The 25,649-nt window shown below is 70.8% G+C and carries 23 protein-coding genes and 2 tRNA genes; 7 read left to right on the top strand and 18 right to left on the bottom strand.

The genetic code is table 11. The features are described from left to right. Window positions 1–130: 130 nt before the first annotated feature. Window positions 131–1,075 (top strand): hypothetical protein, encoded by a 945-nt coding sequence (locus ABZS66_RS28975; protein ID WP_354763039.1) that lies wholly within the window; start codon window positions 131–133, stop codon window positions 1,073–1,075. 40 nt (window positions 1,076–1,115) lie between these two features. Here ABZS66_RS28975 and ABZS66_RS28970 read toward each other — a convergent pair whose 3' ends face one another. After that, window positions 1,116–2,078, bottom strand: a complete 963-nt coding sequence (locus ABZS66_RS28970) for an RICIN domain-containing protein (RefSeq protein WP_354763037.1) — start codon at window positions 2,076–2,078, stop codon at window positions 1,116–1,118. 358 nt (window positions 2,079–2,436) lie between these two features. Here ABZS66_RS28970 and ABZS66_RS28965 point away from each other — a divergent pair, with 358 nt between their 5' ends. The 4 genes from ABZS66_RS28965 (at window position 2,437) to ABZS66_RS28950 (ending at window position 6,060) form a co-directional block, all read left to right on the top strand. After that, the gene (locus ABZS66_RS28965) at window positions 2,437–2,628 is read left to right on the top strand and encodes a hypothetical protein (protein ID WP_354763035.1); all 192 of its coding nucleotides are present in this window, start codon (window positions 2,437–2,439) and stop codon (window positions 2,626–2,628) included. Between the two features lie 240 nt (window positions 2,629–2,868). Further along, window positions 2,869–4,938 (top strand): alpha/beta hydrolase-fold protein, encoded by a 2,070-nt coding sequence (locus ABZS66_RS28960; RefSeq protein ID WP_354763033.1) that lies wholly within the window; start codon window positions 2,869–2,871, stop codon window positions 4,936–4,938. A 126-nt stretch (window positions 4,939–5,064) separates the two neighbouring features. After that, window positions 5,065–5,523, top strand: coding sequence for a MarR family transcriptional regulator (locus ABZS66_RS28955; RefSeq protein WP_354763031.1), 459 nt, complete (start codon window positions 5,065–5,067; stop codon window positions 5,521–5,523). A 24-nt stretch (window positions 5,524–5,547) separates the two neighbouring features. Further along, entirely contained in the window at window positions 5,548–6,060 is a 513-nt protein-coding gene (locus tag ABZS66_RS28950) for a nitroreductase family deazaflavin-dependent oxidoreductase (protein ID WP_354763029.1), read from the top strand. Here ABZS66_RS28950 and ABZS66_RS28945 read toward each other — a convergent pair. The 5 genes from ABZS66_RS28945 to ABZS66_RS28925 all read right to left on the bottom strand — a co-directional run bounded on the left by ABZS66_RS28945 (window position 6,019) and on the right by ABZS66_RS28925 (window position 9,875). Then, window positions 6,019–6,894 (bottom strand): leucine-rich repeat domain-containing protein, encoded by an 876-nt coding sequence (locus ABZS66_RS28945; RefSeq protein WP_354763027.1) that lies wholly within the window; start codon window positions 6,892–6,894, stop codon window positions 6,019–6,021. The genes ABZS66_RS28950 and ABZS66_RS28945 overlap by 42 nt on opposite strands. Before the next feature lie 39 nt (window positions 6,895–6,933). Next, window positions 6,934–7,926: an RICIN domain-containing protein gene (locus ABZS66_RS28940; RefSeq protein ID WP_354763025.1), complete on the bottom strand. Its 993-nt coding sequence runs from the start codon at window positions 7,924–7,926 to the stop codon at window positions 6,934–6,936. Between the two features lie 410 nt (window positions 7,927–8,336). Further along, on the bottom strand, window positions 8,337–9,065 hold the full coding sequence (locus ABZS66_RS28935; RefSeq protein WP_354763023.1) for a hypothetical protein: 729 nt from the start codon (window positions 9,063–9,065) through the stop codon (window positions 8,337–8,339). 560 nt (window positions 9,066–9,625) lie between these two features. Then, a tRNA-Ile gene (locus ABZS66_RS28930) sits at window positions 9,626–9,699 on the bottom strand. Between the two features lie 103 nt (window positions 9,700–9,802). Next, window positions 9,803–9,875, bottom strand: a tRNA-Asn gene (locus ABZS66_RS28925). A 226-nt stretch (window positions 9,876–10,101) separates the two neighbouring features. Here ABZS66_RS28925 and ABZS66_RS28920 point away from each other — a divergent pair. Further along, a complete protein-coding gene (locus ABZS66_RS28920) occupies window positions 10,102–10,431 on the top strand; it encodes a hypothetical protein (RefSeq protein ID WP_354763021.1) in 330 nt (109 codons plus the stop codon). A gap of 49 nt (window positions 10,432–10,480) precedes the next feature. On the opposite strand, the gene ABZS66_RS28915 is transcribed toward ABZS66_RS28920, so the two are convergent. The 11 genes from ABZS66_RS28915 to ABZS66_RS28865 all read right to left on the bottom strand — a co-directional run bounded on the left by ABZS66_RS28915 (window position 10,481) and on the right by ABZS66_RS28865 (window position 23,787). Beyond that, window positions 10,481–11,488 (bottom strand): sugar phosphate isomerase/epimerase family protein, encoded by a 1,008-nt coding sequence (locus ABZS66_RS28915; protein ID WP_354763019.1) that lies wholly within the window; start codon window positions 11,486–11,488, stop codon window positions 10,481–10,483. A 367-nt stretch (window positions 11,489–11,855) separates the two neighbouring features. After that, window positions 11,856–13,394, bottom strand: a complete 1,539-nt coding sequence (locus tag ABZS66_RS28910; protein WP_354763017.1) for a ThuA domain-containing protein — start codon at window positions 13,392–13,394, stop codon at window positions 11,856–11,858. A 189-nt stretch (window positions 13,395–13,583) separates the two neighbouring features. Further along, on the bottom strand, window positions 13,584–14,762 hold the full coding sequence (gene xylA / locus ABZS66_RS28905; RefSeq protein WP_354763015.1) for a xylose isomerase: 1,179 nt from the start codon (window positions 14,760–14,762) through the stop codon (window positions 13,584–13,586). Then, a complete protein-coding gene (locus ABZS66_RS28900) occupies window positions 14,759–15,919 on the bottom strand; it encodes a Gfo/Idh/MocA family oxidoreductase (RefSeq protein WP_354763043.1) in 1,161 nt (386 codons plus the stop codon). The genes xylA and ABZS66_RS28900 overlap by 4 nt, the downstream gene beginning before the upstream one ends. Before the next feature lie 76 nt (window positions 15,920–15,995). Then, window positions 15,996–17,051, bottom strand: coding sequence for a substrate-binding domain-containing protein (locus ABZS66_RS28895; protein ID WP_354763013.1), 1,056 nt, complete (start codon window positions 17,049–17,051; stop codon window positions 15,996–15,998). 129 nt (window positions 17,052–17,180) lie between these two features. Then, window positions 17,181–18,239, bottom strand: a complete 1,059-nt coding sequence (locus ABZS66_RS28890) for an ABC transporter permease (RefSeq protein WP_354763011.1) — start codon at window positions 18,237–18,239, stop codon at window positions 17,181–17,183. After that, window positions 18,236–19,801, bottom strand: a complete 1,566-nt coding sequence (locus ABZS66_RS28885; RefSeq protein WP_354763009.1) for a sugar ABC transporter ATP-binding protein — start codon at window positions 19,799–19,801, stop codon at window positions 18,236–18,238. Before ABZS66_RS28885 ends, ABZS66_RS28890 begins: the two co-directional genes overlap by 4 nt. Then, a complete protein-coding gene (locus ABZS66_RS28880) occupies window positions 19,798–20,988 on the bottom strand; it encodes an ROK family transcriptional regulator (protein ID WP_354763007.1) in 1,191 nt (396 codons plus the stop codon). The genes ABZS66_RS28885 and ABZS66_RS28880 overlap by 4 nt, the downstream gene beginning before the upstream one ends. Before the next feature lie 281 nt (window positions 20,989–21,269). Beyond that, on the bottom strand, window positions 21,270–22,082 hold the full coding sequence (locus ABZS66_RS28875; RefSeq protein ID WP_354763041.1) for an ABC transporter permease: 813 nt from the start codon (window positions 22,080–22,082) through the stop codon (window positions 21,270–21,272). A gap of 9 nt (window positions 22,083–22,091) precedes the next feature. Further along, the gene (locus ABZS66_RS28870; RefSeq protein WP_354763005.1) at window positions 22,092–22,853 is read right to left on the bottom strand and encodes an ABC transporter permease; all 762 of its coding nucleotides are present in this window, start codon (window positions 22,851–22,853) and stop codon (window positions 22,092–22,094) included. A gap of 1 nt (window position 22,854) precedes the next feature. Beyond that, window positions 22,855–23,787 (bottom strand): ABC transporter ATP-binding protein, encoded by a 933-nt coding sequence (locus ABZS66_RS28865; RefSeq protein WP_354763003.1) that lies wholly within the window; start codon window positions 23,785–23,787, stop codon window positions 22,855–22,857. A gap of 54 nt (window positions 23,788–23,841) precedes the next feature. Here ABZS66_RS28865 and mptB point away from each other — a divergent pair, with 54 nt between their 5' ends. After that, entirely contained in the window at window positions 23,842–25,188 is a 1,347-nt protein-coding gene (gene mptB, locus ABZS66_RS28860) for a polyprenol phosphomannose-dependent alpha 1,6 mannosyltransferase MptB (protein WP_354763001.1), read from the top strand. Here mptB and ABZS66_RS28855 read toward each other — a convergent pair. Beyond that, window positions 25,117–25,647 carry a hypothetical protein gene (locus tag ABZS66_RS28855; RefSeq protein WP_354762999.1) on the bottom strand — a complete coding sequence of 177 codons (531 nt, stop codon included), beginning with the start codon at window positions 25,645–25,647 and terminating at the stop codon, window positions 25,117–25,119. The genes mptB and ABZS66_RS28855 overlap by 72 nt on opposite strands. Window positions 25,648–25,649 lie beyond the last annotated feature (2 nt).

Below are 25,649 nucleotides of genomic sequence, written 5' to 3'. Positions count from 1 at the left end.
GGCAGTCACGATCGCGGCGGCATGCGGTCTCCGGGGCGACTCGCGGGGATCTTGTCTGGCGTAACGCATCGACGTAGCGTGGCCGATTGTCGATGGCGGGCATCGGCGCGGGTCGGCAAGGATCGGACAGATGCGACGTAAACGGATCGGCAGCGTCGCGACGGCTGTGCTCGGCCTGATGATCGCCGTGCCGGCGACGGTCCTCACCATGGCGTCGCCGGCATTCGCCGAGGGTGGATGCTGCCAGGTCAGCATCGACGACCTGCCCGCACAGTTCCCCGCCGGAGGTGACCCCGTGCCCTTCACCGTGCACGTGGTCAACCAGTCGCAGGAGACCCTCCGCTATCTCGACGTGTCGTTCCTGCTGCAGGCGGACGGCCTCGTCGGCGACCTGGTGGACCTGCGGCGCCAGCGCACCCCCGACAAGCCGCGCGACGTGGGGACGTTCACCCAGCGCGGCGTGCGCAGCGGTGCCGTCACCGCAACCGAGCAGATCGACTTCGGGGCGCTCGCGCTGCCGCCCGGCGACGGACTGGACGTCACCTACCAGCTGTCGTTCAGCAAGAAGCTGCCGAGCACCGCGCTGACGCTGTCGGTGCAGGTGCGGCCCAGGAAGGACAACACGGGCGTCAGCGCGGCCGGCCCGTACCGGTCGTCGATCGTGCCGCCGGGACAGCAGCCCCCGACCCAGGCGGGTTCGACGCCGACGCCGTCACCGGCGGGCAGCGACCCGTCGGCGCCGGCCGGCGGCACAGCGCCGATCGGCCAGTCACCGCTTGCCGGCGGCGGCTCGCCGGGCGGCGGCGGCTCGCTGACCTGGCTGACGTACACGATCGGCGCGCTATTGCTGCTCGGTGGGATCGGCGTGATCGGCCTGCTGGTGTGGCGGCGCGGACCGCAACGCGTTGCGGCCGATCGGGACCCGACGTATCCGCACGTACCGACCCAGCCCGGCAGCCCCGGCACGTACGGCACGCCCGGCGTTCACACGGCGCCGACCGCCCTGTACCCGATCGCGCAGAACCCCTCCACCGACCCCGGTCAGCCCTGGTCCGGCACGGCCGCCGGCCGGTGAGCGGCGCATCTCGAACCGCACCGGGTGCGCGCGGCGTGCGTCACGGCAGGGTCCATCGTTGCCCATCGGACTGGTTACAGGCCGCCATGCGCAGCGAGGCCCGGCTGCCCTCGTCGTCGTCCGGCCCGCTGAGACACCGCCCCGACGCCGGGTTGACCAGCGAGTCCGCGGTTCCCGGCCGCCACTGCTGGGCGGGGCCACCGTCGCAGGTCTGCAGGGTGACCCGGTCGCCCGATGCCTGCAGGCATCGGGCCAGGGCCTGAACGGTGCCGTCGGCCGCCACGGTCCAGGTCTGACCCGAACTGCCGTCGCAGTCCCACCTGCGGATCCTGTCGGCGCGCGGGCCGGCGTCGCCGTCGAGGCACAGTCCGGAGACGCTGGTGATCCGGCCGGTGCGGGTGCCGGCCGGCGGTGGCGGCCCCGCTACGGGCTGCTCGTCGGGCACCGGGGAACCGCTCGGCTGGACGCCGTCCGATGGAAGGGGTGGCGGCACGGATCCGGGCGGCGACCCGGGCGGCGACGACGCCCCGGTGGTTGACAGCGGGTTGGCCGGCAGGTCTGCCGCCGGCGACGGCGGTGAGGCCGGCGCGGCGCCGGTGGCGAGGTGACTGCCCTCCGGTGCCGCGGCCCCGTCCACGTCCGCGGCCGGCGCCGCCGACTGGTCGCCGAACGCGAGCACAAGCGCGGTCGTACCCAGCAGCAGGATCAGCGTGCCCGAGCCGATGGAGAGCAGGCGACGCCGGCCGCGATGGACCGCCGAGGCGTGCCTGGTCAGGGCTGAGCCGATCCGCCTGCCTGTACGGGCCGGGCCGGCGCGCTCGGGCGTCGCCACCGGCGGGTCGTCATGCTCGGGTTGACCGGCCGACGGCGGCGGGCCGCCCATGGCGTCGTCCGCGGGGCGTTCCGGGTGCTCGCGAAGGCGGACGTAGGGACGTACCAGCAACGGCTCGTCGTCGATATCCGGACCGGCTGTGGCCAGCTCCGCCTGGTCGGGGTACGTCATCCGCCGGCCCCCACTGTCCGTGCGAGGACGACGAACATCACCAACAGCGTGTCGAGCGGCATGCACCGACGGTAGGGGCCATGGTCGTACGCCGATGAGAGCGTCCGAGGGTGAGATGCGGTTTCACCCTCCGGCGTCACCCTGCGCGGGCGAGAACGTGTGCGGGCGGTAGGCCGCCAGATGATCTGACTCCTTCCCGACACTCCCCCGGATCTGCGTAACCCGAGCGAGCCGATGCCCGCCCGTTCAACTAGGGCAGACGTGGGGAGCGCACCTGGAGGCGCGGCTCAACAACTGGCTGCGTGCGCCGCGACCCTGCCCTGTGACGTGATCATCAGCATCCTCACCAAGGACCGTCATGAAGGATTTCAGGGCACCCGAAACCCGCAGCGAGGCCCTCACACTCCTTGAGAAGCACACCGAACGGGACGGCATCTGCGAAGGCTGCCTGGGCTCGTGGGCGCGGCTGGTCCCCTTCCCCTGCTCGCTCGTACGGTCGGCCCACCGCATCCTCGCCGGCACCTCAGCCGACCCGGCCACCGACCGGTGACCGCGTCCTCGAGACCGCTGCGCGTCGCGCCGCGGGCTCGGGGTGCCGGCCTGTCCAGCCACCCGGCGGGCGCCGCCGACTGATCTCATACCGGGTTTGTCCGGGTCGACCACCGACAACGACACCCGTGACTTGACAGCGATCATCGCGAAGACGACACTCGCCGGACACGATCCCGTCATCAGCCGCCATTCACACAGCCGTGTCTGTAAACGTTTACAGCGCGCTGAGGAGGCCCCCGTGAAGCGTTTCCTCATCCCCATACTCTCGGTACTTTTCCTCGCCGTGGGCAGCGTCGGAACCGCCGAGGCGAGCCGCGCCCAACCCGGCACCCTCGTCACTGCGGTGGCGGACAGTCCGGCGCTGGCAGAGCAGATCGCCTACACCGCCTACCTGCCCTACGGGTACGACAAGAACACCAATCGCTACCCGGTGCTCTACCTGCTGCACGGCCGCGGCGACACGATGGCCGCCTGGACGCAGGTGAAGTCCGCACTGGACCAGCTGATCCAGCAGAAGACGATCCCGCCGGTCATCGCGATCCTGCCGGACGCACCGTGGAGCGAGCGGGGTAACTGGTACGTCGACTCGCGCTACGACAGCGGCCGGCCGGTCGAGACGGCGCTGACCCGCGACCTGGTCAACGCCGTGGACGCCAGGTACCGCACCGCACCGATCCGCCAGGCCCGCCTGGTCGGCGGCTACTCGATGGGCGGTGCGGGCGCGCTGCGCTTCGCGCTCGCCCACCAGGATCTGTTCGGGTCGGCACTGGTGCTCAGCCCGGCCGTCTACACACCGCTCCCGCCGGCCGACTCGTCCACCCGGGAGTTCGGCGCGTTCGGCGACGGCGCCGCGGCCTTCTCCGACGCGGTCTATCAGGAGCTGAACTACCCGGCGCTGCTGGCACGCGTCGACGCCGACCTGCCGGTGCGGCTGTTCATCGCGGTCGGCGACGACGAGTGGGCCAACCCCGACCCCGCCGACGCCCGCCACGACCTGGACTTCGAGGCCGAGGCGCTGTACAACGCCGCCCGCCGGGTCCCCGGGATCTCGGCCGAGATGCGCATCCTCAACGGCGGCCACGGCTGGGACGTCTGGGGCCCGGCATTCGCCGCGGGCATGGCGGACCTCGGCCCGCTGCTGAGCACCGTCGCACCGCAGGGCCTGCCGGCGGCACCCGTCGGAACGGCCGGCACCGACTGGGCCGGCGGGGTCGCGCCCGGCCCGGACGGTTCGGTCATCACCGGATTCGCCGCCAGCGGGTCGTTCGGCGCCAATCCGTACCACGGCAAGCTGGACGCGGTGGTGATCCGCCGCAACGCTGACGGCACGACCGCCTGGAGCACCCAGTTCGGCACCGCCGCGGACGAGCGGCTGTACGGCGTGGTCACCCTGCCGGACGGCGGTGTGCTCGCCGCCGGCTACACCAAGGGCGATCTCGACGGTCGGCACCCGGGCACGAGCACCGACGACGCGTTCGTGGCGCGCCTGGACGCGGCCGGCGCGGTCCAGTGGATCACGCAGTTCGGCGCCGCGGACGCGGCGGATCGCGGCTACGGCCTCGCGGCCGCCCCGGACGGCGGCGCCTACGTCACCGGCTACACCAAGGGAGCGCTCGACGGCGCCAACGCCGGCGACAAGGACGCCTTCCTGGCCCGCGTCTCCGCCACCGGCCAGCTCTCCTGGGTGCGCCAGCTCGGCGGTACCGGCGAGGACAAGGCGTTCGGCGTGGCGGCTGACGCCACCGGCGCCTACGTCGTGGGTACCGCCGGCGCGGCCCTGCCCGGGACGCAGGCGCTCGGCGGGTACGACGGCTGGCTCGCGCGGTACACCGACGCCGGGGCACGGTCCTGGGTGACAGCGCTCGGCGGCGCGGACGACGACCGGCTCAACGGCGTCGCCGTCACCACCGGCGGGCTCGCTGTGGTGACCGGATCAGCGGGCGGCGATCTGGTCGCCGCCGCGTACACCAATGGCGGGCAGCAGCGCTGGACCAGCACGGTCGACAGCGGCGCGACGGACGGTGGTGCGGCGGTCGTGGCGCTGCCGGACGGGGGCGTCGAACTGGTCGGGTACACCCGCGGCCGGGTGACCGTGCCGGCCGGCGGAGCGGATGTGCTGACCGTCCGGCTGTCGGCGAAGGGCAAGACGCTCGCCACCGGGCAGCTCGGCTCGGCTCGCGACGACGGCCTGGACCCGTTCGCCGAACCCAACCTCTACGCCGCGGCCGCCGCGGACGGGGCTGTGCTGATCAGCGGGCTGACCTACGCCAGCAACGGCCCTGGAAACGGTGACGTGTTCACCGGATGATCCGGCGGCCGGCCGTTCACCTCCACACGGAAGTTGTCGCCTTCGGTGCCAACTTCCGTGTGGAGGTCGGTCAGCCACGATACTTGAGCTACTCAATCATTGAGTCGGTGTAGTAATGTCGGCGACATGGCAGACCGCGAGGCAAGGTTCGCCGAGGCGGCCCGGCTGGCGCAGCTGCTGGTCGACATCACCGAACAGGCGAAGGCCGACTTCGCCGCCACGGTCGCGGCCTTCGGTCTGCCCGTGCCGGTCGCCCGCGCGATCGTCCTGCTCACCACGCCGGCGCCGATGAGCGACCTGGCCGAGCAACTCGCCTGTGACCGCTCCTACATCACCAATCTCGCCGACCAGATGGAAGAGCGCGGCCTGATCACCCGGGTGGCGGGCAAGGACCGCCGCGTCAAACTGCTCGCGCTGACCGACGCCGGGCTTGCCGTCCGGGACCAGATCTCCGAAGCGGTCAGCACGAACAACATGATTTTGCGCCGGCTGACCGACGCCGAGCGCCGAACCCTCGCACCCCTGCTCGAACGACTCCGCGGCGCCCCTGGCCCGCGCGCTCCGCACCAGGGTGGCGGCTGCTAGCACCCAACACGAGTAGGAACCCTCATGAGCTTCGATACACGCAAGGGCACCCGCGGCACCCGGCAGCCCAACGGCCGGTTCTTCCGCTGGGTCAACAGCCTGATGACCCGGCGGCTGCGCCGTTCCCCGGAGGGCAGGATGATGGGCTTCAACGCCCTGATCCTGCACACCGTCGGGCGCCGCAGCGGCCAGGAGCGCGTCAACCCGGTCGGCTGGTGGCCCGGCCCCGACGGCTCCTGGATCATCTGCGCATCCGCCAACGCCGCAGCCGACAACCCGGCCTGGTACTACAACCTCGCCGCCCACCCCGACAAGGTCACCATCGAGGTCAACGGCCAGACGATCCCGGTCACCGCCGAACAGCTGCACGGACCCGAGCGCGAGCAGGCCTGGCAGCAGATCACCGGCTCCGCGCCCCGGTTCACGCAGTACCAGGAGAAGACCGACCGCGAACTCCCGGTCATCCGCCTCACCCGCCACGTCACCGCCGGCGAGTCATCCCGGCCACTCGCTGACGGTGATCCCACGCGCCCGTAGCTGCGCGATCTGCCGCTCAGGCAGCAGGGCAAGCGGGGTGAGGGCCAGCTTCCGCAGGTTGCGCAGCGCCTCCACACCCGCCAGCGACCGGATGCTGAACTCGTCGGACTCGCCGTCCCACTGCGCCCAGACCATGTGCGCGGTGGCGTGCCCACCCCCGAGCCAGCTGAGGGTCTCGACGGTGTCGAGCTCCGCCTGGGGTACCGCGACCGCCATCAGCCGGGCCAGGTTGTCCTCGTCGAACTCGAACTCGTCGAAGAAGTACGTCGGCGGCAGCTCGACCGTGCGCTGCAGCGTGTCGAGCACCGCCAGCTTCAGGATCGGGTCGCCGAACGGCGCCGCCGCCGCGACCGGGTCGGGCAGCAGGTTGTCCACCTGGACACCGCGCGCGGCCAGCGCTGCGAGCACCTCGTGACCCGGAGGGTGCAGCACGCCCGCGGCGGCGATGTGCACCCGCTTGAGCCCGTCACACGCGAGCAGCGGGGTGAGATCCGCGTCCGGCGGCACACCGAGCCACAGCAGCTCCAGACCGGGCAGCGCGGCGAGCGGTCCGAGGTCGTCGACCTCGGATTCCCGCAGGTACAGGTTGCGCAGCCCCGGGAAGCGGTCGATGCCGGCCAGTGCCCGGATCCTGCCGTCGGCGCCGTCCGGCAGGGCGTCCCACAGGTCCGCCTCGTCGGTCCAGCAGGCCCGGTCGGCGTCGGCCGGGACCTCCACCGCGAGCAACTCGGCGTAGCGGGCCTTGAGCTCCTCGATCGGGCGGTCCCGCGCTTCGCCGACCACGTCGTTGTGGTAGTCGGCCTCGAGCAGGGCCAGGCGCAGGCAGGGGTCCATGCGGGCAACCTACTCGTCGTCGAGATCGACGTGGCGCTCCTACGGCAACGTCCATCGCTGCGCATCGGACTGGGTGCACGAGGCGATCCGCTGCGGGCTTCCGCGGCCCGAGTCACCCTGCAGCTTCCCGAGACACCGCCCCGACGCGGGGTTGACCAGGGAGCCCGCGACGCCGAGCCGCCACTGCTGGTCCGGACCACCGGTGCAGTCGCGCAGGCGCACCAGACCCGTCGTGGCCTGCAGACATCTGCCCTGGACCCGCATGGTCCCGTCGTCCGCCACGATCCACACCTGGCCCTCGGTACCGTCGCAGTCCAACAGCCGGACTCTGTCGTCCTTCCCGCTGTTGCCCACGCCGCCGTCGAGGCACAGGCCGGCGACGCTGGTGATCCTGCCGGTACGAGCCGGAACGAGGGAAGACTCAACCGGGCTCGGCGACGTCGAGGACGTGACGGAATCGCTTGGCTGGGGCTCCAGCGATCTCGTTTCCGGCGGTCGGAACGGACTCGAGTATGGACTCGAAAACGGACTCGGGTACGGGCTCGCGAACAGGACGAGCTGGGGTATCGCCGACGTCGCGGCTCCGGGCGAGCCCGATTCGGCCGGAGCGATCGGCGGGCGGGTCGTCTGGAGTTGGCCGACCGCGGGCGAGCGGTCCGGCGCGGCGTCCACGTCACGTTCTTCGAACCGGCCGCCGGCGCTGATCGCCACCACCATGGCGGCCAGCGCAAGCCCCAGCGCGCCGCAGCTCGCGGCGAGGAGCACCCTTGGCCGGCCGCGGGCAACGACGACCGCGGAAGGCACGGGCTCCACGAGGGCCGCGCCTTCGACCGCCGGACGTAGCACCGGTTCGCTCCGCACCGGTTCGACGACAGGCACCGGCGCACCGTCCGAGGCCGCTGCAGACGCGGTCGCAAATGCGCGCTCGGCGCGCGTCTGTTCGAATCGCCGGATGTACGGACGAACAAGGCGATGCTCGCTGTATTCGTCCGGTGCGGCAGGAGCATGCTCCGGCCTGTCGTCGTCGAGCATCGGCTGCTTCCCCCCACGCTGTCGCGCTCTGCAACCTAAGCGGTGTGTACACGTTGAGATACCCCACGTCACCGTAGCGAACATGAATGCGTCCGCACCTCAGCCGGTCGTCCCCGGCCGCCCTGACTGATCCGACGACCCCGTCCGGTATCTCGGGATCTGCGAGTCCCCGACCCACGCCACCGACCACGGACCCCGTTGGCCTGAATTCGGGGAATGCCTACGTATAGGAGCTCAATTCCATCAGACTAACAACGAAGTTTATAAATACACTTGCCGAGATCTTTGCCCGTTACACATAGACGGAGGTGTCGGCGAGACACAGCAGGCACCGGGCTCCGTGGTCGGTGTGCATGATCACCCCCTGCAGGCTGCTGCGGGTCCACTTGCAGCGTCGACCAGCAGGGATGTCAGCGGATCAGCATGACGGACACCCAACCAAGCTCGACTGCGAGGTTGCCACCATGCTCGACCGATAGGGGCTGGCCGGTTGCGGCGATGGCGGCGCCGACGGCGATTGCCTCAGCAGTGGCAGGACGGCGGGCTCGGTATCGGTCGACGTACGCCCTGACCAGGTCGGGCCGGCCACGACTGGCGAACCACTCGGCAAGCGCCGCCGGCACGTTGGTACGGTCCGCGACCGGAGCACTGACGGCCACGTCAGGGTCGCTCGCCTCAGCGAACCAGGGCAGCACGGCGATACGGAACATGGCGACGAACTCATCGAGGTGCCGGATGCGAGCCGCCGGGTCGGTCAGATCAAGCTCACCATCGTCGAAGTCGCCGTACACGTACCCGTTCGCTCGGCCCGATACGTACCCGAGGAAGTGGGCGCAGATCATGTCGCCCGAGGTGACGCAGCGGTCCCGATTGGTGCGCCGCCACATCGCCAGCGCCGGCTCCCGAAGGTTCAGCAGGGTCTGGGCGGTAATGGTGCCGGTCGCCCGGTTCAGACTGCTGGGCTGTAGCGGTACTTCCTGCAGCAGACCGTTCCACTTCCGGGCCAGCGTGGTGGTTCGCTCCAGCCAAGCGAACCCGGTGTCGTCCAGCTTGTTCGCGAGATACCGCCCTGCGGCGCGCACGACATCTCGCGGCCGGCACGCCACGACGAACTCCGCGGCAAGCTGGTCCGACGCCATCCGCCCATCTTGCCCGGCTGGAGTCGCGCGCCGAACGCAGTTCGATGCCGTCGATGAGCGGATCCCACGGCCGGCACCAGCCGGTGGGGCCGGAATTGCCATACCTGCCCGCTAGGCTGTCACCCAAGAATCGTGGCGAAAAGGGCAAGTGGGGCGAAGGCTACGCACGCCCGAATGGTGGCCAACATGGCGATCTGTCCAGCTCTTCCAGAAGACTCCGCCAGAAGAACAGCCACTCTCCAGCCGCAGGACTTGGCGGTCTGGCCAGCGGACCACAGCCAGTGGCCGCGCCGAGGCGGGGGTTCCCACCCCGCACCCCCATGGCCGCTCGCCGCAGGCGCGAGGCACAGGTAGTGGAGCGGACGACCCACGATGCAAACCGCAAAGCCGCAGCCAACAACCGCAACGAACGCAACGAACACGATCACCGCAACCACCGACATGGGGGGTGTGGGTGGCGAAGCCCCCACCGGGGAGCGAGCGAAGCGAGCGCGAGGAATCCCACCGGCTCCCGGCGAGCCGTCCCCAAAGGGACGGCGAGCAGGGTGAGCCCAAGTCGGTGGGGCGGGCGGGACTCGAACCCGCGACCAAGGGATTATGAGTCCCCAGCTCTAACCTGCTGAGCTACCGCCCCCGAGCGTCGCAAGCTTACCGAGTGGCGCAACCCGAATGCGGACCCGAAACGGTGTCAGGGCACCCGCGCATGAAAAATGGCCCCCGTAAGGGGCCGTTTGGAGCTCCCGCGATAGGACTCGAACCTATAACCTGCCGGTTAACAGCCGGCTGCTCTGCCAATTGAGCTACGCGGGACCGTGCATCTCCCCCGTGCGAGGGCGACCGGGAAAGAGTACAGCACGAACCGGGGGTCCCGCGCCACCGGGTATCCGCGCGTGCCGCCAGGCAGGTCACCGCGTCGGGGGACGGATCTTGGCAAAGGGCCCACAAGATCGATGTGTCGGAACGACGATAGACGGGTAACGAAACCACAGGGCGGCAACCTGATCGATCCGTCGCCGTCCAGAAGGAGGTCGTCGCGATGCGCGGCAAGCTACTGTTCCTCGGCGGCCTGGCCGCGGGCTTCGTGCTCGGCGCCCGGGCGGGTCGGGAGAAGTACGAAGAGCTCAAGTCCACTGCTCTGAAGATCAAGGAGAGCCCGACGGTCCAGGAAGCCGCCGGGGTCGTCCAGGAGCAGGCGACGCGGCTCTACAGCGAGGGCAAGACCAAGGTTACCGACCGCCTCGCCAACAGCCGGTTCGCCGAGACCGATCTCGGCCATCGGCTGCTGCACACGCCGGACACCCCGGCGATCGAGCGTGACACGCTCGCCACCACCGGGCCGGCGGCGACGCGGACCCCGGGGTTGTAAGGAACGCACGAGCGCGTGGGGGGCCGGCGAACGCCGGCCCCCCACAGTGTCAGGACGACGACGAGAACGCGGCGTCGAACGCAGCGGCGGGAGCGTCGAAGGCCAGGCGGCGCACGAACTGCAGCGCCTCGGGGGCGCCGACCAGGCGGTCCATGCCGGCGTCCTCCCACTCGATCGAGATCGGGCCGTTGTAGCCGATCGCGTTGAGGGCGCGGAACGAGTCCTCCCACGGCACGTCGCCGTGGCCGGTGGAGACGAAGTCCCAGCCGCGGCGCATGTCGGCCCACGGCAGGTGGGACGCGAGGCGGCCGCGGCGGCCGTCGCCGGTGCGGACTTTCGCGTCCTTGCAGTCGACGTGGTAGATCCGGTCGGCGAAGTCGAAGATGAAGTTCACCGGGTCGAGCTCCTGCCACACGAAGTGCGACGGGTCCCAGTTGAGGCCGAAGGCGGGCCGGTGCCCGATGGCCTCCAGGGTGCGCTTGGTCGTGTAGTAGTCGTAGGCGATCTCGCTCGGGTGGACCTCGTGCGCGAACTTCACGCCGACCTCGTCGAAGACGTCGAGGATCGGGTTCCACCGGTCCGCGAAGTCCTGGTAGCCGGCCTCGATCATCTCCGGCGGGACCGGCGGGAACATGGCCAGCGTGTGCCAGATCGACGAGCCGGTGAAGCCGACGACGACGTCGACGCCGAGCTTGCGGGCGGCCCGGGCGGTGTCCTTGATCTCCTCGGCGGCCCGCTGGCGGACGCCCTCGGGTGAGCCGTCGCCCCAGATCCGCGCCGGCAGGATGCCCTGGTGCCGCTGGTCGATGGGGTGGTCGCAGACCGCCTGACCGACGAGGTGGTTGGAGATGGTCCAGACTTTCAAGTTGTACTTCGAGAGCGTCTCCAGCTTGCGATCCACATAGGAGTCGTCGGAGATCGCCTTGTCGACCTCGAAGTGATCGCCCCAGCAGGCGATCTCAAGGCCGTCGTAGCCCCACTCGGAGGCCAGGCGGCAGACCTCCTCGAACGGAAGGTCGGCCCACTGGCCGGTGAAGAGCGTGATGGGACGCGCCATGCTGTGTCCTCCGGTGCACTGTGGTGAGCACGTTGGGTCCAGGCGCGAGGGTGACCTGCGGGCAATCAGTAGCACCACCACGGACGTGTCCGAGGCGGGCGGGTTGCGCCTCCCGCCCGCGCCGGCCGACCGGCGAAGGCCGAGTCCATGTGCGCTGCGAAAATCATCCTACGGGCAAGAAAAGCCAGGGAAAAGAGCTCCCCGCCCGCCCGGACCGCATCGGTAGCGGACGTCGGGTGGAGTCGGCGTCACCACCCGAAGCCCGTGCCGGCGCGTTGAACATCCGAGCGGACGGGGCCCGGAGAAGGGGTCGGTCGGCGTCGCGACCCCGTCTTCCGTCTAGGCCGGCCCCGCAGGGCCGGGCAACTCAGAGGGCATGCAGCGTGAACTCGTCGACGTCGAAGAGAGACCCGCTGCCGCCGCGGAACACCAGGTAGAGGCTGGTCGACGCGTTGGGCGTCAGCGGTACCGAGGCCTCGCGGAACGTGTCCCAGCTGCCCGTGTTCGTCACCGCGAGCGTGCCGAGCAGCGTCCCGGTCTGTGAGCCGGCGCGGAACTCGATGGTGCCGCCGGCGCCGGCCGAGGACCACCGCACCCGGACGCCGGCCGCCGAGGCCAGCGCGAGCCCGGTGTACCCGGCCCAGTCGTTGTTGTCGACGAAGCCGGCGGTCTGGCCGCCGACCGCGGGACCGTGGGCCGCCACCTGCAGGCCGCCGGTCGAGGACCAGGCCTCGCCCTGGCGGGTCGTCGCGGTGCGGGTCAGCGTGAACTGGTCGAGGTCGAACAGCGAGCTGCCGGTGCCCTTGAACACGAGGTACAACGTGGAAGAGGAGTTGGACGCGAGCGGGGTGAACACGTCGCGGAACGTGTCCCAGCTGCCGATGTTGGGCACCGAGACGGTGCCGAGCAGGGCTCCGGTCGCGGATCCGGCACGGAATTCGACGGTACCGCCGGCGCCGGCCGACGAGACGCGCACGAGTGCGCCCTTCGCCGTCGCGAGGTTGACGCCGGTGTACGAGATCCAGTCATTCGGGTCGATGTAGCCGGCGGTCCGGCCGCCGACGGCCGGGGCGTGGTTCGCGACCTGGACGCCGCTCGTCGCGGACCAGGACTCGCCCTGGTAGACGCTGGACGCCGGCGGCGTCGGCGGCGCGCAGTTGCCGTCCACCCGCTTCGCGGTGTAGCGCAGCGCGCCGAGGAGCAGCGACGTGAACGCCGCCTCGGTGTAGGACGCCTCGGTGTGGCCCAGGCCGGTGTAGAACGAGCGGCCGTTGTCGATCGTCTTGCACCAGGTGATCGGGTGGTCGCCCATGGTCCCGCCGGAGTACGACGACTCGGTGAGCGACGCGAGCACGCGGGCGGACGAGCGCGGGTTGGTCTGGTAGTTGTACCACTCGTCGGTGCGCGCCCAGGTCGCGCCGAGGTGCGCCGTGGCCGGGTGGCTGCGGTCCTCGACGGCGATGGTGGCCTGCTGGATCGCCGGGTGGGAGGAGAACCAGGCGCCGACGAGCGTGCCGTAGAACGCCCAGCCGTACTCGGTGTCGGCCGCCGCGTGCACGCCGACGTACCCGCCGCCGCCCCTGATGTACGACTCGAAGGCGGTCTGCTGGGCGTCGTTGAGCACGTCGCCGGTCGTCGACAGGAACACGACCGTCTGGAACTGGGCGAGGTTGGCCGTCGTGAACGCCGCGGCGTCCTCGGTGGCGGTGACGGTGAAGTTGTTGGCGGCGCCGAGCGACTGGATGGCGGCGATGCCGTTGGGGATGGACGAGTGGCGGAAGCCGGCGGTCTTGCTGAAGACGAGCACCTTGTACGGGGCGTCGGCGGCGCTGGCGGGCGCCGGAACGAGCGTGGTCGCTGCGGTGAGGCTCACCGTAGCGGCGGCGAGCCACGAGCGGATTCTCATGACAGTTCCTTCACGTCTGGTAAGGCGCGCGCCGCCGCGCTGTCATGGTGAGCGTCGGTGCGTCCCGGTGGCCCGGCGCGGCGACTGGTTGACGCCGCGCCGGCCTCCGGTCTCCCCCGTTCCGGTACCCCCGCCCGCGGGGCGCAACCGCGGGCGGGCCCTCGCTACCGGTCCGGGAAAGTCATGCGGTCAGCCACGGATACCGAGCAGATGCTCCATGGCCAGCTGGTCGAGCCGTTCGAACGCCATCCCCCGGGCGGCGACCGTCTCGACGTCGATCTCCTCGGCCCGCAACTCGTCCAGGGACTCCCCGGGCAGCAGCGTCGGGACCGACAGCTCGTCGACCCGTGCGGTCGCCAGTGCGGCGGACACCTCGGGGTCGTCGCGGAAGGTGCGGACCTTCTCCTTGAGGATCAGGTAGTTGCGCATGCAGGCGGCTGCCGTCACCCAGACGCCCTCGGCGTCCTCGGTGCGCGGCGGCTTGTAGTCGAAGTGACGCGGCCCGGCGTAGGCCGTCGGGTAGCCGGAGCTGTTCTCCAGCACGTCGACGGTCCAGAACGCGCCCCGCAGGTTGCCGGCGCCGAAGCGCAGGTCCTGGTCGAAGCGCGGCCCGTGCTGGCCGTTGAGGTCGACGTGGAAGAGCTTGCCGTGCCACAGCGCCTGGGCGATCCCGTGCGCGAAGTTCAGCCCGGCCATCTCCTCGTGCCCGACCTCCGGGTTGAGCCCCACCCGCGAGGGCTCATCCAGCGTCGAGATCAGCGCGAGCGCGTGCCCGATCGTCGGCAGCAGGATGTCACCACGCGGCTCGTTCGGTTTCGGCTCGATCGCGAGACGGATGTCGTACCCCCGCTCGCGGATGTACGCGCAGATCGCGTTGATCGCCTCGCGGTAGCGGTCCAGCGCCGCGCGCATCTGCTTGCCCGCCCCGGACTCGGCGCCCTCGCGTCCGCCCCACAGGACGTACGTCGGCGCGCCCAGCTCGGCGGCGAGGTCGATGTTGCGCAGTACCTTCTGCAGCGCGAAGCGACGCACGGCACGGTCGTTGGCGGTGAACGCGCCGTCCTTGAAGATGGGATGGCCGAACAGGTTCGTGGTGGCCATCGACACCACCAGGCCAGTGCCGTCGAGCGCCTCCTTGAAGCGCTTGACGACCTGGTCGCGGACCGTCTCGTCGCTGCCGAACGGGATCAGGTCGTCGTCGTGGAAGCTGACACCGTACGCCCCCAGCTCCGCCAGCCGGTGCACGGACTCGACCGGGTCGAGCGCCGGGCGCGACGCCGAGCCGAAGACGTCCTGGGCCTGCCAGCCCACCGTCCAGAGCCCGAACGAGAACCGGTCGGCGGGCGTGGGGGCGTACGGATCGGTCATGACTCCACCACGCTGATCCACGAGGCGTCCGCGGCCCCGGACCGCTCGACCGCGTCCAGCACGAGCTGCACCTGCAGCGCGTCCTCGAACGACGGCGTCGGGTCGGCGCCGGTCGCGACCGCCTCGATGAAGTCGCGCATCTCGTGGGTGAACGAGTGCTCGTACCCGAGGATGTGCCCCGGCGGCCACCACGCGGCGACGTACGGGTGCTCCCCCTCGGTCACCAGGATCCGGCTGAAGCCCTGCTCCGCCACCGGCTTGGTGGCGTCGTAGAACTCCAGCTCGTTGAGCCGTTCCAGGTCGAACACCAGCGAGCCGCGCTCGCCGTTGATCTCGACCTTGAGGCCGTTCTTGCGGCCCGTCGCGAACCGGGTCGCCTCGTACGTGGCCAGGCCGCCGCCGGAGAGCCGGGCGACGAACACGGCCGCGTCGTCGACGGTGACCTCGCCCGTCGCCGCGCCGGCCGACCCTTCCGACGACGCGGACAGGCCGCTCGACTCGGCCGGCAGCGGCCGCTCCTTGACGAACGTCTCGGTCAGCCCGGCCACGCCGGTGATGGTCTGCCCCGTGACGAACTGGGTCAGGTCGATGATGTGCGCGCCGATGTCGCCCAGCGCGCCCGACCCGGCCTTGTCCTTCTGGAGCCGCCAGACGAGCGGGAAGTTCGGGTCGGTGATCCAGTCCTGCAGGTACACGGCCCGGACGTGACGGATCGCGCCGAGACGGCCCTCGGCGATGAGGTTGCGCATGAGCGAGACGGCCGGCACCCGGCGGTAGTTGAACCCGCAGGCGGACCGGACGCCGAGCGCCCGGGCCTTCACCGCTGCCGCAACCATGGCGCGTGCCTCGTCGACGGTGTTGGCGAGCGGCTTCTCGCACAGCACGTGCTTGCCCGCTTCCAGCGCGGCGATGGCGATCTCGGCGTGGCTGTCGCCCGGGGTACAGACGTCGATGACGTCGATGTCGTCCCGGGCGATCAGCGCGCGCCAGTCGGTCACCGCTTCGGCCCACCCGAGCCTGCTCGCGGCTTCCGCCACCTTCGCCCCATCGCGACCGCAGACGGCGACCATGGTCGCCCGCGCCGGGAGGTCGAAGACACGGTTCACGGTGCGCCACGCCTGCGAGTGCGCGGCGCCCATGAACGCGTATCCGACCATGCCGACACGCAGCTCCCCGCTGCTGCCCTGAGTGGACACTGGCGGTTCCTTTCTGATGGTTGGGTAGGAGGACCCCTTAGGACTTGAAGCCGAGCGGGAGGTACTTGTCGACGTTGTCCTTGGTGATGGTCTCCGACTGCAGAACGATCAGCTTCGGCACCTGCAGCTCGACCAGGTCGCTCATGCCCTTACCCTGGGCCGCGAGCCGGGCCAGGATGATCGCCGACGAGGCCATCGACGGCGGGTAGGTGACGGTCGCGGTCAGCACCGAGTCGCCGGCCTTGATGTGGTCCATGGCGTCGCGCGAGCCGGCGCCACCGACCATGAAGAACTCCTTGCGGCCGGCCTGCTGGATCGCGGCGAGCACGCCGACGCCCTGGTCGTCGTCGTGGTTCCAGACGGCGTCGAGCTTCGGGGCCGCCTGCAGCAGGTTGGCCGTGGCCGCCTGGCCGCTCTGGACCGTGAACTGCGCCGGCACGCGGTGCTTGACGGTCAGCCCGTAGGTCCTGAGGGCGTCCGCGAAGCCCTTCGACCGGTCCTTGGTCAGCTGCAGCTCGTCGATGCCGGGGATCTCACCGATCACGGCGTCGGTCTTGCCCTTGAGCTTCTCGCCGACGTAGTGACCGGCCGCGATACCCATGCCGTAGTTGTCGCCCTTGATCAGGCAGAACGACGCGGCCGAGTCGGAGAACTCGCGGTCGAGGTTGATGACGATGATGCCGGCTTCCGTGGCCTTCTTGCCGACCGCGGTGAGCTGCGCGCCGTCCTGCGGCAGCAGCACGATCGCGTCCGGCTTGCTCTGGATCAGCGACTCCAGCGCGGCGATCTGGGCCGGGGCGTCCTTACCGGCGTCGACCACCTTGAGGGTCACGTCGGAGAACTTCTTGGCCTGCGCCTGGGCGTTCGCGGTGATGGCACCGATCCAGCCGTGGTCGGCGGCGGGGGCGGAGAAGCCGATGGTGACCGGCTTGCCCGGGGCCTCGCTGGCGGCGGTGTTCTCCTTGACGTTGGTGCCGGCGTCGGAGTCCTTCGACTCGTTCGAGGTGCAGGCGGCAAGCAGCGCGCCGGCGCCGACCGCCGCCCCGCCGAGGAGAAGACGGCGACGGGACATGTCACCCGAGGATGCGCTCATCACGACCTCCTGGTCGTCTGTGGGATGGGGTGTTCTTTGGTTCGTACCGGTGGGTCTGTTTTTTGGGCGCAGTGATCAGAGCTGCCGTCTCGGCGTGACGGCGGCGTCAGCTGACTGATCGATTGGTTCTTATGAGGTGGCGCTGGGCTTCGCGCCCGGCCTGCGCCAGAGCGACGTCACCCGGAACTGCTGGATGAGGACGGCGGCGACGATGATGCCGCCGTTGATGATGCGCTGGATGTCCAGCTGCAGGTTGTTGACGATGAACAGGTTGGTGATCTGGGTGAAGATCAGCACGCCGAGCAGCGAGCCGACGATGGTGCCGCGGCCGCCGGTGAGGGCGGTGCCGCCGATGATCGCGGCGGCGATCGCGCTGAGCTCGTAGAGATCGCCGTGGGTGTTGCTGCCCGAGGTGGTCTGGGACACCACCATCAGCGCGGCGATGCCACAGCACAGGCCGGACAGCACGTACAGCAGCAGGGTCTGCAGGCGGACGTTGATACCGGCCAGGCGGGCGGCCTCGGTGTTGCCACCGATCGCGATCGTGCGCCGGCCGAAGGTCGTGCGGTTGAGCAGGATCCAGCCGAGCACGACGACCAGCAGGAAGATGATGACCATGTACGGCACGCCGAGGAACTTGTCGCCGGCGAGGCTGAGGATCACCGGCTCGGTGGTGATCTGGGTGTGCGAGCCGGAGATGTTCTGGGCGAGGCCGCGGGCCGACAGCATCATCGCCAGGGTCGCGATGAACGGCACCAGCTTGCCGTACGAGATGAGCACCCCGTTGACCAGGCCGGCACCGGCGCCGACGGCGAGCGCGGTGAAGATCATCGCTGCGGCGCCCAGGTCCTGCGTGGCGACCGTGGTACACCAGACGCTCGCCAGGGCCAGCAGCGCGCCGACCGACAGGTCGATGCCGCCGCTGATCATCACGAACGTCATGCCGACCACGATCACGCCGATGCTCGACGCCTGGGTCACCACCGTCAGCTCGTTCGACCAGAGGCGACTCGGGTCGAGGAAGATGTCGCTGCGGGTGATCGCGCCGATGATGAGCAACAGCAACAGCACGCCGATGAGGGCGAGGTTGCGCTTCACCGAGTCGGCGCCGTCGCGCTGCCACCAGTTCTGGCCGGCAGCCTTGGGCTGTTCCTGCTGGAGCTCCACCGGTTCGGTCGCGGTGCTCATGCGGCGTTCCCTTCAGGGGCGGTGCCCGCCAGGCCGGCCCCGTCGAGCAGCGAGCCGGCCATCACGAGGTCGAGCACTGTGTCTTCGTCGAGTTCAGCGGCGGGCGCCTCGTGGACGACCCGGCCCTCGCGCATGACGAGCACGCGGTCGGAGAGGCCGAGCACCTCGGGCACCTCGCTCGATACGAGCAGCACGCCGACACCCTCGTCGGCGAGTTTGCGGATCACCTGGTAGAGCTCGGCGCGGGCGCCCACGTCGACGCCGCGGGTCGGCTCGTCGAGCAGCAGCAGCCGGGTGCCGCCGAGCAGCCACCGGCCGACGACGACCTTCTGCTGGTTGCCGCCGGACAGGGTGCGCACGGGCCGCCGGACGTCGGCCGGCCGCAGGTCCAGGCCGCGGGTGACCCGCTCGGCCTCGGTCCGCTCCTGGCCGGCGTCGGTGAAGCCCGCCTTGGCGAAGCGCGCGAAGCCCGCGAGCGTGACGTTGCGGTAGATCGGCTCGGCGAGCAGCAGCGCCTGGCTCTTGCGCTCCTCCGGGGCCATGCCGATGCCGGCCCGCACCGCCGCGTTGACGCTGCCGCGGCGCAGGGGGCGGCCGTCCAGCTCGACCCGGCCGTCCGTGGCGCGGCGCGCGCCGTAGATGGTCTCCAGCACCTCGGTCCGGCCGGAGCCGACCAGCCCGGTGATGCCGACGATCTCGCCACTGCGGACGGTCAGCGACACCTCGCTGAACCGGCCCGCCAGGGTCAGGTCGTGCACCGCGAGCAGCGGGGTCCCGTCGGGCACCGGCTTCTCGGTGCGCTCCGGGAAGACGTACTCGATGGTCCGGCCGGTCATCCGGCTGACCAGCTCCCGGTTGGGCGTCGTCTTGGCGTCGAGGTTGGCCGCGGTCGTGCGGCCGTCCTTGAGCACCGTCACCCGGTCACCGATCTCGCGGATCTCCTCGAGCCGGTGCGAGATGTAGATGACCGCGATGCCCTGGGACGTCAGCCCGCGCACCACGCGGAACAGGTTCTCCACCTCGTCGTGGGCGAGCACGGCGCTCGGCTCGTCCATGATGAGCAGCCGGGCCTCGCGGGACAGCGCCCGGCCCATGCTGACGATCTGCTTGGCCGCCGCCGGGAGCTTGCCGACCTCGCGGCCGGCGGGGATCTCGGGGTGGCCGAGCCGCTGGAGGATCTCGGCGGCGCCGCGGCGCATCGTGCGCCGCGCGACGAAGCCGGCGCTGTGCGGCTCGTGGCCGAGGTACATGTTCTCGGCGACGGTGAGCCCGTCGACGAGGTCGAGCTCCTGGTAGATGGTCGCGATGCCGGCCTTCATGGCCGCCTGCGGACCGCTGAAGCTCATCGGCTGGCCCTGCCACAGGATCTCGCCCGAGTCAGGGGTGTGTGCACCGGAGAGCACCTTGATCAATGTCGACTTCCCGGCGCCGTTCTGGCCGAGCAGGCAGTGGACCTCGCCGGCTCGCACCTCCAGCTGGACGCCGTCGAGCGCCCGGACGCCGGGAAAGGTCTTCACCACATCGGTGAGCCGGAGGACCACGTCTTCCGGGGAATTTGTCATGATGGCCGCCCATATGCGAGTTCGCTGGCCAGCACCGCGGCTCCGACAACGCCGGCGCGGGGGCCGAGCTCGGACAGGACGACCGGCAGGTTGCCGGTCGCGAGGGGCAGCGAGCGCCGATATACCACGCTGCGGATCTCGGCGAGGAGGATGTGACCGAGGCCGGCGAGACCGCCGCCGATCACTATCATCGACGGGTTGATGAAGCTGACCAGGCCGGCCAGGACTCCACCGACCCGGCGCCCGCCGTCACGGATGAGGCGGATGCAGGTCACGTCGCCCTCGGCCGCACCGTCGGCGACGTCCTTGGCAGTGACGGCGCCGTTGGCGTTGAGCCGGTCCGCGAGCGCCGGGGAGGCGCCACTGCGGGCCGCGGCGGTCGCGTCGCGGGCGAGCGCGCCGCCGCCGAAGAGAGCCTCCAGGCAGCCGACGTTGCCGCACGAGCAGACCGGCCCGTGGCTGTCGACCTGGATGTGGCCGATGTCGCCGGCGCAACCGTCGGTGCCCCGGTACACCTCGCCGTTGAGGTAGATGCCGCAGCCGATGCCCGTGCCGACCTTGAGGAACAGCAGGTTGTCGACCGAATGAGCAACGCCGCCGTAACGCTCGCCGATGCTCATGATGTTGACGTCGTTGTCGACGACGACCGGGCAGTTGTGCTCGCGCCCGAGCGCCTCCCGCACCGGGAACCGGTCCCAGCCGGGCATGATCGGCGGTGACACCGGGACGCCGTCGCGGAAGCTGACGGGCCCGGGCACGCCGATGCCGATCGCGTGCAGGCGCTCGAAGGCACCCTCCGCGCGGAACTTGTGGATGATCTCGTTGACCCGCTGGAGGATCACCTTGGGCCCGGACCGGATGTCGGCCGGCTCGCCGTAGGCGGCGACCGGCTCCAGCCGGCCGTCGGTGATCTCGACGTCGATCGAGCTGGCACCCAGGTCAACGGCGGCGAACCGCAGGCCGGGGTTGAGCTCCACCAGCGTCGATCGCCGTCCGCCGCGGCTCGCCGCCGGCCCGGCCTCGCGGATCAACCCGGTCGCGACGAGCGCGTCCAGGTCGGCGAGCAACCGGGGCCGGGGCACCTCGAGGCGATCGGCCAGCTCCGCACGCGACAACGCACCGGTGTCCCGCAACAAGCGGAGCAGGCGCGACTGAACGGGTCCATCTACCGCACTGACCGTGTTCATCGGGGCACCTCCTCGTCTGGTCGCAGGCAGGCGTCCGCGACATGCGGCTACACCACCACACCTTCACGAAGGTGCTGGTAACCGGGCCGTGTGCCGTGCGTTACACCCGTGTTGCGTCGAGACTTTAGGCCGTCCTCCGCGCCGCGTCTAGAGCTTCTATCGCTCGTTACCAAACTTTTGCTCTCTCCAGCAGAAGTTGGAACGATCTCGAAAATATGTATGTTTGAGCAGCTCAGCATGGGTGCCGAGAGATCATCCGACCTTTCCCAAACTGGGACAAACTAGGTCAGCAGAAGTTTTTCCATCCGCCGCCCGGCGAGCCACAGCCCGCCCCATGCGAGCGCTCCCAGATAGACGACGTGCCATAGGAGACCCCACGACGGCGAGGCGGTGGTGACGGCCCGCAGGAGGGCCACGCCGTGATACAGCGGGGTCAGCTCGACGATCACTCTGAGTACCGGCGGAAAGTCCCCGGGCGGCGAGAACGTCCCGCTGAAGAGGAACAGCCCGAACTGCGTGACATTGATGTAGTCGAAGTCCTGCCACGACCGCAGGAGCGTGGACAGCCCCATCCCGAGCCCGCCGAACGCGAACCCGACGAGCAGCGACACGGGGAACGCGGCGAGCGCCCACAGCGGCGTGGTGAGCCCGAGCGCGGCCATGACCACGAGGAACGCGGCCGAATACACCCCGCCGCGCACCATCGCCCACACCAGCTCGCCGGACGAGACCTGCATGGGCGTCAAGGGCGTGGCGAGCGTGGCGTCATAGATCTTCATGAACTTCAACTTGCCGTAGAAATTCATGGTGGTCTCGGCCAGGGCCCCGTTCATGGCCGAGGCGGCGAGCATCGCGGGCGCTACGAACTGTGCATACGTCACGAGCCGCCCGTCGGGCAGCGCCACGTCCCCCACCAGCCGCCCCACCCCGACCCCGATCGAGAGCAGATAGAGCAGCGGCTCGGCGAATCCGGACATGAGCACCCACCAGTAGGCGGCGTGCCGGGCGGCGGCGACGTTACGCCCGGTGACGGACAGCGCCCCGGCGGCCCCCCGATCGAGCCGGGCGAGCCGGGACGCCACCAACAGGGTCACCACAGGGCATCAGTCCTCGAGTTTCCGGGTGAAGTAGCGCAGCGCCAGGGCGTAGCCGGCCGCGGACCACAGCAGGAGGGCCGCCGTGTGGAGGGGGACGCCCCAGGCGGTCGGCGTGCCGAGGGTCGCGGCGCGGCACAGCTCGACGCCGTGCCACAGCGGCGACGCGTACGCCAGCAGGCGGGCCGGGCCCGGCAGGTCCTCCACCGGGAAGAACACGCCCGAGAACAGCGTCATCGGGACCACGGCCAGGCGGAACAGCACCGCGAAGAAGCCGTCGTTGTCCACCGCCGCGGCGAAGGCGAAGCACGGCGTCGCGCAGGCCAGGCCGACCAGCAGCGCCGGCAGCGGGGTGGCCAGGGCCCACCAGGAGTGCAGGGCGCCGAACGGCAGCAGGACCAGCAGGAAGCCGGCCGTGGCGAGCAGGACGCGGAGCAGGATGTACAGCAGGTGTCTGCGCACGATCGCCCCGCTCGTCAGCGGGCTGGCGCGCATCGCATGGTAGGTGCGGATCCAGTTGAACGCCGAGAACACCGGCCACGTCGACTCGCCGATGGCGACCTGCAGCGCGGTCGAGGCGAGCAGGCCGGGGCCGATGTAGTCCAGGTAGGGCACGCCGATCGCGGTGGAGCGGGCGTCGACGTAGTGCCCGACGGTGACGCCCATCGCGACCAGGAACATCGCGGGCAGCGCGAACGAGCTGAACACGCTGGAGCGCCAGGTGCGCCGGTAGGACACCAGGTGGTATTCGAGGGCCGCGAGCGTCGCCATCTCAGTCCACCAGGGTGCGGCCGGTCAGGTGCAGGAACACGTCCTCCAGGGAGCCGCGGCGGACGAGCACGCTCGACGGGGTCAGGCCGCGCGCGGCGATCTCGGCCACGCCGGCGTCGCCGTCGTCGGTGTAGAGGAGCACGCGGTCGGGCAGCACCTCGGTGCGCTCGCCGATGCCGTCGAGCTTGTCGGCCAGGCCGTCGAGCGGGTCCAGGCCGAAGCGGACCTCGACCACCTCGCGGGTCGAGTGGCGCTCGATGAGCTGGCGGGGCGAGCCCTCGGCGACGATCCGCCCGGCGTCCATCACGACCAGCCGGTCGCACAACTGCTCGGCCTCGTCCATGTAGTGCGTGGTCAGCACCAGCGTCACGCCCCGCTGCTTGAGCCGGAACAGCCGCTCCCACACCAGGTGGCGGGCCTGCGGGTCGAGGCCGGTCGTCGGCTCGTCGAGCAGCACGATGTCGGGCTCGTTGACGAGCGCGCGGGCGATCGTCAGCCGCCGCTTCATGCCGCCCGACAGCGGCTCCACCTTGTCGTCCGCCCGGTCGGCGAGCTGCACGAAGTCGAGCAGCTCCATGGCCCGGGCCCGGGCCACCTTGCGCGGCACGCCGAAATAGCGCGCATAGACGATCAGGTTCTCCACGACGGTCAGCTCGAGGTCGAGCGTGTCCTGCTGCGGGCAGACCCCGAGGCGCGAGCGGATCGCCGCGCCGTCGGCCGCCGTGTCCCGGCCCAGGATCCGCAGCGCGCCGCTCGTCGGCCGCGACACGCACCCGATCATGCGCATCGTCGACGACTTCCCCGCCCCGTTGGGCCCGAGGAACCCGAACGCCTCGCCGGCCGCCACCCGGAGGTCGATGCCATCGACCGCGGTGAAGTCACCGAACCGTTTGACCAGCCCCGTAGCCTCGATCAACGCCCCGTCATCAGCCACGGGCAGACACTAACCCAGGGGTACGACAAAATCCGATCCGTTTACCATGCACCAGTGCGCATCAACCCGCGCTGGCTCGGGCTGGGCGCGTCCGTCCTGCTGGCCGTCAGCGGCTTCCTCGCCGGAAGGCCGTATCACCACGACGCCGCCTGGGTCACCGGGGTCGTGGTCTGGTTCGTCGCGTTGATCCTGCTCGTCCACGCCTGGTGGGGGCTGCGCGACGAGACCGACAGCAAGCGCCTGCTCGTCACGGCGGCCCTGTGGAGCCTGCCGCTGCTCGTCGCGCCCCCGCTGGGCGCGCAGGACGTGTACGCCTACGCCTGCCAGGGCCAGCTCTTCGACGCCGGCCTCGACCTCTACCGGGTGGGGCCGGCGGAGCTGCCGTGCACCTGGCTGGACTCGGTGCCGCCGCTGTGGCGGGACACCCCGACGCCGTACGGCCCACTGTGGCTCGCGATCGAGGGCGGCGTCACCTGGCTCGCGCACGGCAACCTGCACGTGGCCGTCGGCCTGTTCCGCGTCGTCGCCGTCCTCGGCCTGCTGCTCTGCGTCGCCGCGGCGGCGCGGCTGAACCGGACCAACGCCGTGCTCGCCGCCAGCCCGCTCGTCCTCGTGCACGTCGTATCGGGCGTGCACAACGACATCCTGCTCGCGGCGTTCGTCCTGGCCGCGTTCGCGCTCGCGCGCCGCAGCGCGGCACTGGCGGGCGTCGCGCTCGGGCTCGCCATAGCGATCAAGGTGACCGCGCTCATCGCCGCGCCGTTCGTGTGGCTGCTGGTCTTCACGCGCAGGGGCACGGCCGCCCTGGCCGCCACCACCGTGGGCACGTACGCGGTCCTGGCCCTGGTCACGGGACACGGCCTGGGCTTCGTCACGGCGCTGGGCTCCACCACCGGCCTGGTCCAGTGGCTGTCGATCCCCACCGGCGTGGGCATGGCCGCCGGCTACGTCCTGCGCTGGTTCGGCGCACCGGAGGCCTTCGGCACGGCCGTCGCCGTGGCCCGCGCCGCCGGCTTCGTGGCCCTCGCCGGGGTCCTGGTGGGCCTGTGGCTCTGGGCGTACAAGGACAGGACACGGGTCCTCACCGCGGCCGGCATCGGACTGCTCGCCGGCGCCGTGCTCGGCCCGGTGTTCTACGCCTGGTACGCGATCGCGGGCATCGCGGTGCTCGCCGCGACGGACCTCCACGGCCGCCTGCGCACCACGGTCCACGCGGCGGCCGCCGGGCTGGTGTTCCTCACGCTGCCCGACAGCCTGGGCCTGGCGACGAAGACCAAGGTGCCCGGCGCGTTCCTCGACGTCGCCCTCGTCGGGTGGGCGGCCGTGACGCTAGGGCGTCGGGCCCGCGCCCGAGCGCGCCCAGGCGACCAGCTCGGCGGTCTGCCGCGCGACCTCGGGTGAGGCGGTGTCGACGCCCTCGTCATACCGCACCGTCCAGCGCAGCCCGTCGATCCCCGGCACCCGCCGGCCGACGACCCGCACGCCGGCCTCGCCGTCGAGCGGATGGTGCGAGGTGTGCGCGATCGACCTGTTGACCCGGACGCGCACCTGCTCGGGCACCCGGTCGGGGTCGAGCAGCGTGAGCACCAGCGGCGGCAGGTCCTCCATCACCACGTAGTCGGCGCCCTCGACCGGCACCTCCCGGGCCGCGACCAGCGTGAGCTGCCGGCCCGACCAGGTCGCCTTGTGCAGCTCGTGCCAGCCGAGCCGCTCGCCGGCCCCGGGCAGCCACAGCCCGAGGTTGGTGGCCACGACGACGTTGTCGCCGGTCGCGCCGGACCAGGCCACGACGCGCTCGTCGGGCGCCAGCCCGGGCTGCCGACCGGCCGGCAGCCGGCGCCGCTTCAGGAAACCGAACATGA

The sequence above is a fragment of the Dactylosporangium sp. NPDC005572 genome (genome assembly GCF_040605515.1).
Taxonomy (GTDB): domain Bacteria; phylum Actinomycetota; class Actinomycetes; order Mycobacteriales; family Micromonosporaceae; genus Dactylosporangium.
This window is presented reverse-complemented; position numbering and strand designations above follow the sequence as displayed.